Here is a 16,327-nt window from a genome sequence, read left to right on the forward strand (position 1 = left end):
ACCGTCGAGAGTATCGAATCAATGCCGCACATTTTGATCGTCGAAGACGAAACCATTATCCGCTCCGCCTTGCGCCGCCTGCTGGAACGTAACCAGTACCAGGTCAGCGAAGCCGGTTCAGTGCAGGAAGCACAAGAACGCTTCACCATTCCCTCGTTCGATCTGATCGTCAGCGACCTGCGCCTGCCGGGTGCGCCTGGCACGGAGTTGATCAAGCTCGCCCAAGGCACGCCAGTGCTGATCATGACCAGCTATGCCAGCCTGCGCTCGGCGGTCGACTCGATGAAAATGGGCGCAGTGGATTACATTGCCAAGCCATTCGACCACGACGAAATGCTGCAAGCCGCCGCACGAATCCTGCGTGACCGACAAACGGCACAAGCCGGTGGTGAAGCGGTTGCCGGCAAGGCTGCCAACGGTTCGGTGAAATCCGCTACCGACAACAGCAACGGTGAAATCGGCATTATCGGCTCGTGCCCGCCGATGCAGGACCTGTACGGCAAGATCCGCAAAGTCGCGCCGACCGATTCCAACGTTCTGATCCAGGGCGAATCGGGCACCGGTAAAGAGCTGGTGGCGCGCGCCCTGCACAACCTGTCCAAACGCGCCAAGGCGCCGATGATTTCGGTGAACTGCGCGGCCATTCCGGAAAGCCTGATCGAATCCGAACTGTTCGGCCACGAGAAGGGCGCATTCACCGGCGCCAGCGCCGGGCGCGCCGGGCTGGTGGAAGCGGCGGATGGCGGCACCTTGTTCCTCGATGAAATCGGCGAACTGCCGCTGGAAGCCCAGGCTCGCCTGCTACGTGTATTGCAGGAAGGCGAGATTCGTCGCGTGGGCTCGGTGCAGTCGCAAAAAGTCGATGTGCGCCTGATCGCAGCGACTCACCGCGACCTCAAGAGCCTGGCGAAGATCGGCCAGTTCCGCGAAGACTTGTATTATCGCCTCCACGTTATCGCGCTGAAGCTGCCAGCCCTGCGCGAACGCGGTGCCGACGTCAACGAAATCGCCAACGCCTTCCTCGCACGGCAAAGCGCGCGAATCAACCGCACCGACCTGAAGTTTGCCGCAGATGCCGAGCAAGCCATTCGTCACTATTCCTGGCCGGGCAACGTTCGTGAACTGGAGAACGCCGTCGAGCGCGCCGTTATCCTGTGCGAAAGCCCGGAGATTTCTGCCGAACTGCTGGGCATCGACATCGAACTGGGTGACCTGGAAGACGACGAGTTCATTGGCCTGCCCCCACAACAGGGCAACGGCAATGCCAGCAACAACAACCACGAGCCGACCGAAGACCTCTCCCTGGAAGATTACTTCCAGCATTTCGTTCTCGAGCATCAGGACCACATGACCGAAACCGAGCTGGCTCGCAAGCTCGGGGTCAGTCGCAAATGCCTGTGGGAGCGCCGTCAACGCCTGGGCATTCCACGGCGCAAGACCGGGGTGGCCAGCGAGAGCTGAACCGCGCCTGTCTGATGTGCGGGTAACACGTGACTTTGTGGAAAAAACTGTTACCTCAGCTTTTTCACGTAACAGAAGCCGGGGCTTACGGTAACGAAGCCCCGGTTTTTTTTGGCCTTCGAAATACCTTCAAACCGGCCTAACCCCTTGTTTTATTGGGTTTCGCAAAAGTTGGCACGCACCCTGCTATATGTTTGGTACAAGAACAATAACAAGCAATGCACAAGACAATAAAAATAAGACGTATCGACTCACGCACAATAAAAACAAGACGGCGAGAGGCGCAGCTAACTGATTCTTTTGGAGAGGCGTTGTATTTGGGGCTTGCCCCACGACCAGGCCGAGAACAACAAAAAACTGTCCCAAGACAGAGCCTGTACTGGTTGGATCGAAAGATCACTGCAATTCAGCGACCAAAGCAATCCGTTTGCTCTTGGCTCCCGATTGGGAGGGTCATGAAGGAAAACTTCATGGCGAGGGCGCTCAACAAAAACAAGAAGCCCAAAACCAAAAATAAAAATAGAGCATGCAACTACTTCTTGGGGAGCTTCGGCTCCCCTTGTGGTTTCTGTGATTCCCCCCTACCCGCTTCCTGTACCCGTACCTGTAGGAGCGAGCTTGCTCGCGAAAAACCCACAGGCAACACTGGGCATCTGGTTTTCCGCGTAATCGTTCACGACCATCGCGAGCAAGCTCGCTCCTACAGTGTCCTACACCATCCCCCGACTAAATGCTAGAATCCCCGCCCATCATGCGGTCATTCTTCTGTTATGGCCGAATATTCCTTCAAACAGTGCATCCCATGCTGAAGAAGCTGTTCCAGTCATTCCGTTCTCCCAAGCGTCCTACGCAACACATTCGCAGCACGCCTGAAGTGCTCAACAGCGGCCAACACTCGCTGCAGAAGGCGCAATTCAGCCGCTACGCGGTGAATATCGTTGAACGCCTGCAGAGCGCCGGTTATCAGGCTTACCTGGTTGGCGGTTGCGTGCGCGACATGCTGCTGGGTATCACACCGAAAGATTTCGACGTCGCCACCAGCGCCACCCCCGAGCAGGTACGGGCCGAATTCCGTAACGCGCGAATCATCGGGCGCCGATTCAAACTGGTGCATATCCACTTCGGCCGCGAAATCATCGAAGTCGCGACCTTCCGCGCCAATCACCCGCAAAACGAAGACGAGGAAGACAGCAACCAGTCCTCCCGCAACGAAAGCGGGCGCATCTTGCGCGATAACGTCTATGGCACCCTGGAAGAAGACGCGCAACGTCGCGACTTCACCATCAATGCCCTGTATTACGATCCGGTCAGTGAACGCATCCTTGACTACGCCAATGGCGTACACGACATCCGCAATCACCTGATCCGCCTGATCGGCGATCCGAAGCAACGCTATCAGGAAGACCCGGTACGCATGCTGCGGGCCGTGCGTTTCGCCGCCAAGCTGAACTTCGGCATCGAAAAACACAGCGCCCTACCGATCCGCGACCTGGCGCCGATGCTGCGCGAGATCCCGTCGGCGCGCCTGTTCGAAGAAGTACTCAAGCTGTTCCTCTCCGGCCATGCCGCCGATACGTTTGAAATGCTGGTCGACCTGCAATTGTTCGATCCACTGTTCCCGGCCAGCGCCGAAGCACTGGAATACAACCCGACGTACACCCACACCCTGATCAGCGAAGCCCTGATCAATACCGACCTGCGGATCAAGCAGAACAAACCGGTTACCCCGGCGTTCCTGTTTGCTGCCCTGCTCTGGCCTGCCCTGCCGGCGCGGGTCCTGCGTCTGCAGGAGCGTGGCATGCCACCGATTCCAGCCATGCAGGAAGCGGCGCACGAGTTGATTGCCGAACAGTGCCAGCGGATCGCGATTCCGAAACGCTTCACCATGCCGATCCGCGAGATCTGGGATATGCAGGAACGCCTGCCGCGCCGCAGCGGCAAGCGTGCCGATCTGTTGCTGGACAATCCGCGCTTCCGCGCCGGCTACGACTTCCTGTTGCTACGCGAAAGCGCTGGCGAGCAGACCGACGGCCTGGGCGAATGGTGGACGGACTACCAGGACGCCAACGACAGTGAGCGCCGCGACATGATTCGCGACCTCAGCGGCAAGGACGAAGGCACCGGCGCCCCGCGCAAGCGTCGTCGCAGCGGTGGATCCAAACGCAAACGCGCCGCCGGTGCTTCGAGCACTACGGGCGAGTAATCCATGGAACGCATCTACATCGGCATGGGCAGCAATCTGGCTGACCCTGCCGAACAACTGCGCAGCGCCGTCGAGGCGCTGGCGGACTTGCCGCAATCGGAGCTGGTCGGGGTTTCTGCGTTTTATCAAAGCGACTCGCTGCTTCCCGGACAACCGCGCTACACCAATGCGGTGGCTGCTCTTGAGAGCACGCTGGCGCCGCTGGAACTGCTGGATGCCTTGCAAGCCATTGAAAACGGCCAGGGTCGCGAGCGCCTCGAGCGCTGGGGGCCACGCACGCTGGACCTCGACATCCTGCTGTTCGGTGATCGCCTGATCGACGAACCGCGCCTCAAGGTTCCCCATTACCACATGCAGGAACGGGCCTTCGTGCTTTATCCGCTGGCGGAATTGGCACCTGCGGATCTGCAACTGGCCGATGGCCGGACTTTGGCCCAACTGCTCATGGCATGCCCGTTCGTCGGCCTGGAACGCCTTCCCCTGAACTGACCAAAATCCCACATTGGTTTTGTGTCGCGCACAAGATCTACTGCTGAATCGCATCAGTTACCCCGGTAACACCCCACCCGTAACAATGCGGTAACACACGCAATTGACTTCCCTCGTTCTCCTCACGACTATAGGCGTCCCGCTGCCGCCAACACGGCGTTCAAGGGCGCAATCCAGGCCTTAAAAGCACGACAAAAAGAGCGTGCGCCTGTATTTAACGAAGAATCACGCGCGTTACTCGCAGTAGTTTCCACAGCGCCTGAATGAGGAACTTTTCATGCCAGCCATTACCCTGACCACCCTGCAAGGTCTGAAGCAAAAAGGTGAAAAGATCACCATGCTGACCTGCTACGACGCGACCTTCGCCCATGCCTGCAATCAGGCCGGCGTCGAAGTGCTGCTGGTGGGCGACTCCCTCGGCATGGTTTTGCAGGGCCACGACAGCACCTTGCCTGTCACCACTGCCGAAATGGCTTACCACGTGGCTGCCGTCAAACGCGGTAACAGCGACGCCCTGATCCTCGCCGACCTGCCTTTCATGGCCTACGCCACCACCGAGCAAGCCATGGCCAACAGCGCGCTGTTGATGCAGGCCGGTGCGCACATGGTCAAGGTTGAAGGGGCCTTGTGGCTGGCCGACTCGATCCGCCTGCTGGCCGAGCGCGGCATCCCTGTATGCGCGCACATGGGCCTGACGCCGCAATCGGTGAACATCCTTGGCGGCTACAAGGTCCAGGGCCGCAACGAAAACCAGGCGCGGCAGATGCGTGCCGACGCGATCTCCCTGGAACAGGCCGGCGCGGCAATGCTGCTGCTCGAGTGCGTCCCGAGCGAACTGGCAGAAGAAATCACCCAGGCGGTGAAGATCCCGGTGATTGGTATTGGCGCCGGCAATGGCACCGATGGCCAGGTGCTGGTTCTGCACGACATGCTGGGGCTGTCCATTTCCGGCCGCATGCCAAAATTCGTGAAAAACTTCATGACTGGCCAGACCAGCATCGAAGCTGCACTGAATGCCTACGTGACTGAAGTCAAAGCGGCAACTTTCCCTGGGATCGAACACGGATTCTCTGCATGAACACCGTAAAAACCGTACGCGAACTGCGGGCCGCCGTGGCCCGTGCCCGTAGCGAAGGCAAGCGCATCGCCTTTGTGCCGACCATGGGCAACCTGCACAGCGGTCACGTTGCGCTGGTCACCAAAGCCTCTCAACGGGCGGACTTCGTGGTGGCGAGCGTTTTCGTCAATCCGCTGCAATTCGGTGCTGGCGAAGACCTCGACAAGTACCCGCGCACCCTCGCCGCCGACCAGGAAAAACTGCTCCAGGCCGGTTGCCACCTGCTGTTTGCCCCCACTGTTGAAGAGATGTATCCCGACGGCATGACCGGCCAGACCCGCGTCAGTGTCCCGCAATTGTCCGAAGGACTGTGCGGAGCCAGCCGGCCGGGGCATTTCGAAGGCGTGGCGACGGTGGTCAGCAAGCTGTTCAACATGGTCCAGCCGGACCTGGCGATTTTCGGCGAGAAAGACTTCCAGCAACTGGCGGTGATTCGCGCACTGGTACATGACCTGAACATGCCGATCCAGATCATCGGTGAGCCGACCGTAAGGGCGGCCGATGGCCTGGCGCTGTCGTCGCGCAACGGTTTCCTCAACGAAGAGCAGCGGGCTGTGGCGCCGGCGGTGTACCGCACGTTGAGCGAGATCGCCGGGGCGATCAAGCAAGGTGAGCGCGACTTCCCGGCGTTGATCCGCGTGAAATTGCAACAGCTCGAAGCTGCCGGCCTGCGCCCGGATTACCTGGAAATTCGCCACGCCCTGACCTTGCGTCCGGCGACGCCGGAAGATCGGGACCTGGTGATTCTGGTGGCGGCGTTCCTGGGGACGACGCGGTTGATCGACAACCTGCACCTGAACCTCGACGCGCCGATCTAATCACCGAAATTCCCCTGTAGGAGCGAGCCTGCTCGCGATGAACTCCGACGCGCCGCGTACATTCAGGAAATACGCGTAATCGTTAACGTCCATCGCGAGCAAGCTCTCTCCTACAGGGGCATCTGTGCCCAAACAGACTGTATTGCCGCCCACAAACCCTTCGGGCAAACTGCCCGCCGTTCGATTCCGACCTGGGAAACACTCATGCACGCCATCATGCTCAAAGCCAAGCTGCATCGCGCCGAAGTCACCCACGCTGTACTCGATTACGAAGGCTCCTGCGCCATCGACGGTGAATGGCTGGACCTGTCCGGCATCCGCGAGTACGAACAGATCCAGATCTACAACGTCGACAACGGCGAACGCTTCACCACCTACGCCATCCGTGGCGAAGAGGGTTCGCGCATGATCTCGGTCAATGGCGCCGCAGCGCACAAGGCCAAGGTCGGCGATCGCGTGATCATCTGCGCGTATGCCCACTACAGCGAAGCCGAACTGCTCAACTTCAAGCCGCGCATGCTCTACATGGCACCGGGCAATGAACTGAGCCACACCAGCAACGCCATTCCGGTCCAGGTCGCCTGATCCGAGCCCTGTCTCTTCCGTTTGTCGGACTATTCCTGACTTGATGTTAAAAAAGTACCGGAAACAGGTCAGACAAAGTCAAGACAGATCATTGCGCGGGGTTTACTGTATTCGCCCTGCGCCATGAAATCGTGTCGACGCAGTTGACCGGAACGCCCACCCACAGCGCTCCGGGATTTTTAGTGTTCAAAAGGCCGTTCAAGTAATAAGGAAACCCGCAGCGATGGCGTATTACCGCACTCCTCACGACGTTACCGCTCTGCCTGCCTGGCAAGCGTTGAATGACCACCGCCAAGCCATGCAGGATTTCAGCATGCGCGAAGCCTTCAATGCCGATCCGCAGCGTTTTACTCAATTCACCCTCAGCAGTTGCGGCCTGTTTCTCGACTACTCGAAAAACCTGATCAACGCCGAGACCCGCAACTTGCTGGTGGGCCTGGCCAACGAAGTCGACCTCAAGGGTGCGATCAAGTCGTTGTTCGACGGCGAAATCGTCAACTCTTCCGAAGGCCGTCCAGCCCTGCACACTGCCCTGCGCCGCCCGGTTGGCGACAAGCTGTCGGTCAATGGCGTCAACGTGATGCCGGAAGTGCACAAGGTACTGAACCAGATCACCGACCTCGTCGGCCGTATCCACGATGGTCTGTGGCGTGGTTACACCGAAAAACCAATCACCGACGTGGTCAACATCGGCATCGGCGGCTCCTTCCTCGGCCCGGAGCTGGTATCCGAAGCCTTGCTGTCCTACGCCCAGAAAGGCGTGCGCTGCCATTACCTGGCAAACATCGACGGCAGCGAGTTCCATGAACTGACCATGAAGCTGCGCGCCGAGACCACGCTGTTCATCGTCTCGTCGAAATCCTTCAACACCCTCGAAACCCTGAAGAACGCCCAGGCCGCCCGTGCCTGGTATCTGGCCCAGGGTGGTTCGGAAGCCGAGCTGTATCGCCACTTCATCGCGGTATCGAGCAACAACGCCGCCGCGGTGGCGTTCGGCATCCGCGAAGAGAACATCTTCCCGATGTGGGACTGGGTCGGCGGGCGCTACTCGCTGTGGTCGGCCATCGGTTTGCCGATTGCCCTGGCCATCGGCATGTCCAACTTCAAGGAATTGCTGTCCGGTGCCTACACCATGGACCAGCACTTCCAGAGCGCACCGTTCGAACAGAACATGCCGGTGCTGCTGGCCTTGCTCGGCGTGTGGTACGGCAACTTCTGGGGTGCGCAAAGCCATGCGATCCTGCCGTACGATCACTACCTGCGTAACATCACCAAGCACCTGCAACAGCTGGACATGGAATCCAACGGCAAGAGCGTGCGCCAGGACGGCAAGCCCGTGTCCACCGACACCGGACCGGTGATCTGGGGCGGCGTTGGCTGCAACGGTCAGCACGCCTACCACCAGTTGCTGCACCAGGGCACCCAACTGATCCCGGCCGACTTCATCGTGCCGATCGTCAGCTTCAACCCGGTGTCCGACCACCACCAGTGGCTGTACGCCAACTGCCTGTCCCAGAGCCAGGCGCTGATGCTCGGCAAGACCCTTGCCGAGGCCGAAACCGAGCTGCGTGACAAAGGCATGAGCGAAGCCGAAGTGCAAAAGCTTGCACCGCACAAGGTGATCCCGGGCAACCGTCCGAGCAATACTCTGGTGGTCGAGCGCATCAGCCCGCGTCGCCTCGGCGCTCTGGTGGCGATGTACGAACACAAGGTCTTCGTGCAAAGCGTGATCTGGGGCATCAACGCCTTCGACCAGTGGGGTGTGGAACTGGGCAAAGAGCTGGGCAAAGGCGTCTACAACCGCCTGGTCGGCAGCGAAGAAACCCCGGCCGAGGACGCCTCGACCCAAGGGCTGATCAACTACTTCCGCGGTCGTCACCGCGGTTGATTTGACGGCACAGCCCGCAGACTTTGGATCAAACCCGAATTCTGTGGGCAATAAACATCCGGTGTGGGAGCGGGCTTGCTCGCGAAGAGGCCGGTACATTCAACATCCTTGTTGACTGAACCGCCGTCTTCGCGAGCAAGCCCGCTCCCACAGTTGTTTTGCATCTGACTTGAACCCATTGATCTCTCGGCGCATCTTTATCCTTGTCGCAAAACAAGCATAAGGAACCGTCATGTTCGATATCAGCACGTTCCCCAAAGCCGATGCCGTCCGCCGGGCCGCACAATTGAGTCAAGACGACTACCACCGCCTGTACCGCGAATCCGTTGAACACCCCAGTACGTTCTGGGCCGAACAGGCCACGCGTTTTCTCGACTGGAGCAAACCCTGGGACACCGTCCAGCGCTACAACCTGAAAACCGGTGAGGCCAGCTGGTTTGCCGGAGCGCAATTGAACGTCAGCTACAACTGCATTGACCGTCACCTGGAAAAACGCGGCGATCAGGTCGCCATCATCTGGGAAGGCGACGAGCCTGCCGAATCCACGCAAATCACCTACAAAAAACTGCATCACCACGTCTGCCGCCTGGCCAACGTGCTCAAAAGCCGTGGCGTGAAGAAAGGCGATCGGGTGTGCATCTACATGCCGATGATCCCCGAAGCGGCCTACGCCATGCTCGCCTGTACGCGCATCGGCGCCGTGCATTCGGTGGTCTTCGGCGGCTTTTCCCCGGACTCCCTGCGCGACCGGATCCTCGATGCCGACTGCCGCACCGTGATCACCGCCGACGAAGGCGTGCGCGGCGGTAAATTCGTGCCGCTCAAACACAACGTCGACAAGGCCCTGCAAAGCTGTCCCGATGTCAGCAGCGTGATCGTGGTCGAGCGCACCCAAAACCAGGTGAATTGGGTTGAAGGCCGCGACCTCTGGTATCACCAGGCGCTGCGCGACGTCAGTGACGATTGCCCGCCCGAACCAATGGACGCCGAAGACCCGCTGTTCATCCTCTATACCTCAGGCAGCACCGGCAAACCCAAAGGCGTGTTGCACACCACTGGCGGTTACCTGCTACAAGCGGCGATGACCTTCAAATACGTGCTGGATTACCGCGACGGCGAAGTGTTCTGGTGCACCGCCGATGTCGGCTGGGTCACCGGCCACAGCTACATCGTGTACGGCCCGCTGGCCAACGGTGCGACCACGCTGATCTTCGAAGGCGTGCCGAGCTACCCGAGCACGTCGCGTTTCTGGCAAGTGATCGACAAGCACAAGGTGAACATCTTCTACACCGCCCCCACCGCCCTGCGCGCCCTGATGCGCGAAGGTCCCGAGCCGTTGAAGGAAACGTCGCGCCAAAGCATCAGATTGCTCGGTACCGTCGGCGAGCCGATCAACCCGGAAGCGTGGGAATGGTACTTCCATGAGGTCGGCGAAGAGCGCTGCCCGATCGTCGATACCTGGTGGCAGACCGAAACCGGCGGCATCATGCTCAGTCCCCTGGTCAGCGCACAGCGGATAAAACCCGGTTGCGCCACGCATCCGATGTTCGGTGTGCAACCGGTGCTGCTCGACGAGCAGGGCAAGGAAATCAAAGGCGCCGGCAGCGGCGTACTCGCCATTAAGTCCAGCTGGCCGGCGCAGATCCGCAGCGTCTATCGCGACCCGCAACGCATGGTCGACACCTACTTCAAGCCGTATCCCGGTTACTACTTCACCGGCGATGGCGCGCGGCGCGATGAAGATGGCGATTACTGGATCACCGGGCGCATCGACGATGTGATCAACGTGTCCGGCCACCGTATCGGCACTGCCGAAGTGGAAAGCGCCCTGGTGCTGCACGAGAGCATCGCCGAGGCCGCTGCAGTCGGTTACCCCCACGACATCAAGGGCCAGGGCATCTATGTCTTCGTCACGCCCATGAACGGCGTCGAGACCAACGATGAACTGAAGAAACAACTGCTGGCCCTCGTCAGCCAGGAAATCGGCAGTTTCGCCAAACCGGATTTGATCCAGTGGGCGCCGGCCTTGCCGAAAACCCGCTCAGGCAAGATCATGCGGCGCATTCTGCGCAAGATTGCCTGCAACGAGCTGGACAGCCTGGGCGACACTTCGACACTGGCCGATCCAAGCGTGGTGCAGGGCCTGATCGACAAACGTCTGAATCAATAACGGACTGTGCCCTGTAGGAGCGAGCTCGCTCGCGATGAACTCAGACGCGCCGCGTATATTCAGGAAGCATGCGTTATCGTTAGCGTCCATCGCGAGCTTGCTCGCTCCTACAGATTTACAGAGTGGCCATGGAATTCATCCGCACCCGCATCGAAACCCAGATCATGAGCCTGAGCGGTTTGTCCCTGGGCAAACTCGACCTGGAAAACCCCAAGGGCGACCCCGGGCTGTTCGGGCCAGATTCGGTGAGCTGGCAAGTCCATGGTGATTTCAGCAGCATGCTGATCGGTGGCATCGCCGCCCTGATGCTGCAGGCCCTGCACCCGCTGGCACTGGCCGGGGTCTGGGACCATTCGAATTTTCGTGAAGACATGCTCGGCCGCTTGCGCCGCACCGGGCAGTTCATCTCCGGCACCACCTTCGGCTCTCGACAGGATGCCGAGTGGCTGATCGAAAAAGTCCGCACCATCCATTTGCAGATTACCGGCACGGCGCCGGATGGACGCCCCTACGCCGCCAGCGATCCCGAATTGCTGACGTGGGTGCACGTGGCGGAAGTCAGCAACTTCCTCGCCGCGCATTTGCGCTATCGCAACCCGCATCTTTCACCAGCCGACCAGGATCGCTATTACGCGGAAATCGCCTTGGTCGCCGAACGCCTGGGCGCCCGCGATGTGCCCCGTTCTCGGCGGGAAATTGCCGGCTACCTCAAGCGCATCCGTCCACAACTGCTGTGCGACGAACGCAGTCGTGAGGTCCTGCGCCTGCTGCTGAACGCCCCGTCCCCCAGTCGCCTGGCCAAGCCTTTCGGCAGTTTGATGATGCAGGCCGGGATCGATCTGCTGCCGGACTGGGCCAGTGACATGCTCTGCGTCAGCCAGAACCCGCTACAACGCAAGCTGATCCGCGCCAGCGTCAACCGCAGCGCACCGATGCTGCGCTGGGCGGTGCGTAATGGATCGGTTCAACGCGCTAAACGCCGGATGGGCCTGTAGGAGCGAGCTTGCTCGCGAAAAACGCCTGGAACACGCGATCATTCAGACAGCACACGTTATCGTTGTCGACCATCGTGAGCGAGCTCCAGGTTGTGCTCCAAGCTGTTAAACTCCCGCGCCCAATTCCTCCTGCAAGGCGCCCAGCATGTCTTCCTTGAATCAGGCGCTGCGCGCCGCCCTCGATCAACGCCAGGACCTGCTCGCCGAACTGCACCAGCAAGGTACCGATTGCTATCGCCTGTTCCACGGCAGCCAGGAAGGCGCCGGTGGCCTGACCATCGACCGCTACGGCCCGCAATTGCTGGTGCAAAGTTTCCACCAGCCGCTGGAGCGCGAGACGCTGCTGCAACTGCACGAAACGATCAATCAACACCTGGGATTTGCCACCCTGCTGGTCTACAACGACCGCTCCCGTGGCAACTCGCGCATCGATCGCGAAGACACCGTCTACCGCGCCGACGAAGCCGCCCTGCAAGACCTGGTTGGCCACGAATGGGGCTTGAACTATCGGGTGCGTGGCCGCCATGCCGGACAAGACCCGCTGCTGTTCCTCGACTTGCGCAACACCCGTGGCTGGGTCAAGGATCACAGTAAAAACAAAAGCGTACTGAACCTGTTTGCCTACACCTGTGGCGTCGGCCTCAGTGCTGCCGCCGGCGGCGCGCGCGAGGTGTGCAACCTGGACTTCGCCGAAGGCAACCTGGCGGTCGGTCGGGAGAACGGTTTACTCAATCCGCAGTTGCCGACCATGGAGTTTATCCAGTCCGACTACTTCCCGGCCATTCGCCAACTGGCCGGCCTGCCGGTCAGCCAGCGCCGCGGGCAAAAACTGCCGAGCTATCAGCGCCTGGAACAGCGCCAGTACGATTTGGTGCTGCTGGACCCGCCGGCCTGGGCCAAGAGCGCATTCGGCACCGTCGACCTGCTGCGCGACTACCAGAGCCTGCTCAAACCAGCCCTGCTGACCACCGCCGACAACGGCGTGCTGATCTGCTGCAACAACCTGGCGAAAGTCAGCATGGACGACTGGCGCGAGCAGGTTTTGCGCTGTGCAGAGAAGGCCGGGCGACCTGTACGTGAGTGGACCGTGATGAAGCCAGGCGCCGACTTCCCGTCAATGGATCAGCAACCACCGCTGAAAACCCTGATTCTGCAGCTCTGAGCGCTGCAGGAAAAATCTGAAATTTACTGAACAGGCCAATCACTTCGGAACCGGAAACGCGTGCCATACTCCAACGCACTCCGATCCAGACAGATGAAGCCGCACATGTACAAAGGATTGATTCGCGCCCTCGGCGCCTTGTTGACTGCTCTGGCCCTCTACAGCTTGCTGGGCTTTCTGATTTTACCGGGGATCGCGTTGCGCGTTGCCAACCAGCAACTGGCCAACTACGCCACCACCCCCGCTGCGATCCAGCGGATCGAATTCAATCCGTTCAGCCTTGAACTGACCCTTTGGGGCTTGAATATCGGTGAGCCCGGCAAGGAGCAGGTCGGTTTCGAACGTCTGTACGCCAACCTGCAATTCGACAGCCTGTGGACCAAGGCCGTGCACCTGTCCGATGTCGAACTGGACAAGCCCAAGACCGAAATCCTGTTCAGCAAGGACGGCAAACTCAATCTGCTTGGACTGTTCAAACTGCCAGCGAGCGAACCCACACCCACCGACCCGAATGCCAAGCCGTTTCCGCTGCGCATCGAGCGGATCAAACTGGCGGGCGGCGCTGTGCATTTTGAAGATGCCCGCCCCAGCGAGCCCATCGAGTTTCTCTACGACTCGCTCGATTTCGAGCTGAACAACCTCAGCACCTTGCCCGAAGATAGCGCCGACATGACCTTGGTGGCTGTCGGCCCAAACGGTGGACAGATCGACTGGACGGGTAACTTCAGCCTGATCCCGATCGCCTCCGAAGGTAAGCTGAAAATCACCGATGGCAAGATGAAAGCCTTCTGGCCCTATGTGCGCGATGCCGTGCCACTGGACCTCGAAAGCGGCATCATGAGTATCAGTACCGACTACAAACTCAACCTGTCCAAGGACACCGAGCTGCTGCTGAGCAATGTTGCGGTCAACATTGCCCCCTTCGCCATCAAGGCCCCGGACGGACGGCCGCTGGTGAAGCTTGAACGGCTGGACGTCAGCGAAACCACCGTGGACCTGGCCAGGCAGCAAGTGGTGGTTGGCAAGATCCGCAGCAATAAACTGGAAACCTGGGCCGCGCTGGAGTCGGACGGCCAACTCGACTGGCAGAAGCTGTTCGCCAGCCAACCGTCTAAACCCACCGCCAAAGCCAAGGCGGATGCCGAACCGGCCAGCACTCCGGCGGCGGCAGACTCACCGAAAACCGATCCGGCCGCGCCCGACAAACCCTGGCAGGTGCTGCTCAAGGATGTACAGTTGCGCGATTACCGGGTGCATCTGGCTGACCGCAAGGCACAACCCGCCGTCGCCCTTGACCTGAGCCCGCTGAACCTCGACCTGCAAAACTTCGACAGCCTCAACGGCTCGCCCTTTACCCTCAAGCTTGATACCGGCGTGGGCAAACAAGGCAAGATCATCGCCGACGGCGAGGTCAACCTGGCCCCGGTCAGCGCCCAACTGAAGGTACAGACCAGGGACATCGACCTGCGGGTTGCCCAGTCCTACATCACGCCGTTCATTCGCCTTGAACTGCGCAGCGGCATGCTCGGCAGTGATCTGGCAGTCAACCTGAAAAGCACCGAGCCCCTGGCCTTCGGCATCACCGGCCGCGCCCAGGTCGATCAGTTGCATACCCTGGACACCCTGAAAACCCGCGACTTCCTCAAGTGGCAACAAGTCGTTGTCGAAGGCCTGAACTATCAGCACGGGGACAGCCTTTCGATCGACAGGATCAACCTGTTCCAGCCCTATGCGCGTTTCATGATCAACGATGATCGCACCACCAACATCGATGATCTGCTGATTCCGCAGCCGGCGGACTCCGGGGCAAAACCGGCAGCGAACAAACCGGCCAGCAACGAAAAACCGTTGGGCATCCACATTGGCGGCATTTTCATCAATGATGGATCGGCCAACTTCGCCGACTTCAGCCTGACCCCGAACTTCGCCACCGCCATCCAGCAACTCAACGGGCAGATCGGCACCATCGACAGCCGCCAGCCGAAACCGGCCGCTGTCGACGTCAAGGGCAAGGTCGATCGCTATGCGCCGGTGACCATCAAGGGCGCCGTCAATCCGTTCGACCCGATGGCCAGCCTCGACATCGCCACCAGCTTCAAGCGCGTGGAACTGACCACACTGACGCCCTACTCCGGCAAGTTCGCCGGCTACCGTATCCGCAAGGGCCGGCTCAATCTCGACCTGCACTACCAGATCACCAAGGGCCAACTCAAAGCTGAAAACAAAGTAGTGGTCGAACAACTGCAACTGGGTGAAAAAGTCGACAGCCCGGATGCCGTGAGCCTGCCGCTGAAACTGGCCATTGCCTTGCTCAAGGACGTCGACGGCAAGATCTCCATCGAATTGCCGGTGACCGGCGACCTGAACAACCCCCAGTTCAGTGTCATGCCGATTATCTGGCAGACCCTGCGCAACCTGATCGTCAAAGCGGCGGCAGCACCGTTCAAGCTCATTGGCGGGCTGGTCAGCGGTGGGGGCGCGGAAGATCTGGGCAGTGTGTCGTTCGCAGCGGGTTCCAGCGACCTGAGCAAGGACGCCGAAGGCGCTTTGGACAAACTGTCCAAGGCCCTCAAGGAACGCCCGGCCCTGCGCCTGGAAATCGAAGGCACCGCCGCCCAGAGCAGCGATGGCCCGTTGATCGCCGAACAACGCCTGGAACGTGAGTATCAGTACAACTACTACAAAATGCTCCAGCGCCGCGGTGACAAGGTCCCGGCCCAGGCTTCGTTGCTGGAAGTGCCGGACGGGGAAAAAGGCCCGCTGCTCGAAGGTATCTACCGCACCCGCCTGAAAACCCAGCCCCCTGCCGAATGGAAAGACCTGGGCAAGGAAGAGCGCACCGCGAAAATGCGTGCTGAGGTGATCAAGTTCTGGAGCTCCAGCGACGTGCTGTTGCGCCAACTGGGCCAGGAGCGCGCCAGCAGCATCAAGGATTACCTGGTCGACAAGGCCCAGCTGGAAGATGACCGGGTGTATTTCATCGACGCCAATCTGGGCGAGGCAGAAAGTGACGGCCGTGTGGTGACACCGATGCATCTGGATGCCGAGTGATGATTCGACAGATGCTGAAAGGCCTGATTCTGGCACTAGCCGCCAGTCAGGCCTGGGCAGCCGATACCCTGCGCTGTGGCAGCCAATTGATCAGCGTCGGTGATCGTTCGAGTGAGGTTCTGCAGAAATGCGGTGAGCCGGTCAGTCGCGACTTGCTGGGTTACAAACGCAGTGCAGACCGGCGCGAGGAGTTTCAGGTCGAGGAATGGACCTACGGACCGAATGGCGGCATGTATCAATACTTGCGGTTCGAAGGTAATCGGCTGAAACAGATCACCAGCAAACGCGGCAATTGATCAGGCACGCCCCCACCGTTGATTGGCACCGCTGTAAATAAAACAGGCCCCGGCAAAAATGCGCGGGGCCTGTGGTGGCCAAACTCCGTTTG

12 protein-coding genes are annotated in these 16,327 nt (G+C 60.0%); all 12 read left to right on the plus strand.

Features of this window, described 5'->3' with window-relative positions:
* The first annotated feature begins 21 nt into the window (after window positions 1-21).
* The 12 genes from ACCD00_RS17215 to ACCD00_RS17270 all read left to right on the plus strand — a co-directional run bounded on the left by ACCD00_RS17215 (window position 22) and on the right by ACCD00_RS17270 (window position 16,235).
* Window positions 22-1,461, plus strand: a complete 1,440-nt coding sequence (locus ACCD00_RS17215; RefSeq protein WP_413426301.1) for a sigma-54-dependent transcriptional regulator — start codon at window positions 22-24, stop codon at window positions 1,459-1,461.
* A gap of 802 nt (window positions 1,462-2,263) precedes the next feature.
* A complete protein-coding gene (locus ACCD00_RS17220) occupies window positions 2,264-3,664 on the plus strand; it encodes a polynucleotide adenylyltransferase PcnB (RefSeq protein ID WP_007990946.1) in 1,401 nt (466 codons plus the stop codon).
* A gap of 3 nt (window positions 3,665-3,667) precedes the next feature.
* Window positions 3,668-4,153, plus strand: a complete 486-nt coding sequence (gene folK / locus ACCD00_RS17225; protein WP_413426303.1) for a 2-amino-4-hydroxy-6-hydroxymethyldihydropteridine diphosphokinase — start codon at window positions 3,668-3,670, stop codon at window positions 4,151-4,153.
* Window positions 4,154-4,430: 277 nt separating this feature from the next.
* Window positions 4,431-5,231 carry a 3-methyl-2-oxobutanoate hydroxymethyltransferase gene (panB, locus tag ACCD00_RS17230; RefSeq protein WP_413426305.1) on the plus strand — a complete coding sequence of 267 codons (801 nt, stop codon included), beginning with the start codon at window positions 4,431-4,433 and terminating at the stop codon, window positions 5,229-5,231.
* A complete protein-coding gene (gene panC, locus ACCD00_RS17235; RefSeq protein ID WP_413426307.1) occupies window positions 5,228-6,088 on the plus strand; it encodes a pantoate--beta-alanine ligase in 861 nt (286 codons plus the stop codon). Before panB ends, panC begins: the two co-directional genes overlap by 4 nt.
* Before the next feature lie 204 nt (window positions 6,089-6,292).
* Window positions 6,293-6,673: an aspartate 1-decarboxylase gene (panD, locus tag ACCD00_RS17240; RefSeq protein ID WP_003228271.1), complete on the plus strand. Its 381-nt coding sequence runs from the start codon at window positions 6,293-6,295 to the stop codon at window positions 6,671-6,673.
* A gap of 223 nt (window positions 6,674-6,896) precedes the next feature.
* Window positions 6,897-8,561, plus strand: coding sequence for a glucose-6-phosphate isomerase (gene pgi / locus ACCD00_RS17245; RefSeq protein WP_223500462.1), 1,665 nt, complete (start codon window positions 6,897-6,899; stop codon window positions 8,559-8,561).
* 232 nt (window positions 8,562-8,793) lie between these two features.
* A complete protein-coding gene (acs, locus tag ACCD00_RS17250; protein ID WP_413426309.1) occupies window positions 8,794-10,731 on the plus strand; it encodes an acetate--CoA ligase in 1,938 nt (645 codons plus the stop codon).
* Between the two features lie 128 nt (window positions 10,732-10,859).
* Entirely contained in the window at window positions 10,860-11,726 is an 867-nt protein-coding gene (locus tag ACCD00_RS17255; protein ID WP_413426311.1) for an oxygenase MpaB family protein, read from the plus strand.
* A gap of 145 nt (window positions 11,727-11,871) precedes the next feature.
* On the plus strand, window positions 11,872-12,888 hold the full coding sequence (locus tag ACCD00_RS17260; RefSeq protein ID WP_413426313.1) for a class I SAM-dependent rRNA methyltransferase: 1,017 nt from the start codon (window positions 11,872-11,874) through the stop codon (window positions 12,886-12,888).
* A gap of 93 nt (window positions 12,889-12,981) precedes the next feature.
* Window positions 12,982-15,939 carry a DUF748 domain-containing protein gene (locus ACCD00_RS17265; RefSeq protein ID WP_413426315.1) on the plus strand — a complete coding sequence of 986 codons (2,958 nt, stop codon included), beginning with the start codon at window positions 12,982-12,984 and terminating at the stop codon, window positions 15,937-15,939.
* On the plus strand, window positions 15,939-16,235 hold the full coding sequence (locus ACCD00_RS17270; RefSeq protein WP_413426317.1) for a DUF2845 domain-containing protein: 297 nt from the start codon (window positions 15,939-15,941) through the stop codon (window positions 16,233-16,235). Before ACCD00_RS17265 ends, ACCD00_RS17270 begins: the two co-directional genes overlap by 1 nt.
* Window positions 16,236-16,327: the final 92 nt, after the last annotated feature.

This window comes from Pseudomonas sp. Pseusp3 (assembly GCF_047304225.1).
Lineage (GTDB): Bacteria > Pseudomonadota > Gammaproteobacteria > Pseudomonadales > Pseudomonadaceae > Aquipseudomonas > Aquipseudomonas fluorescens_CD.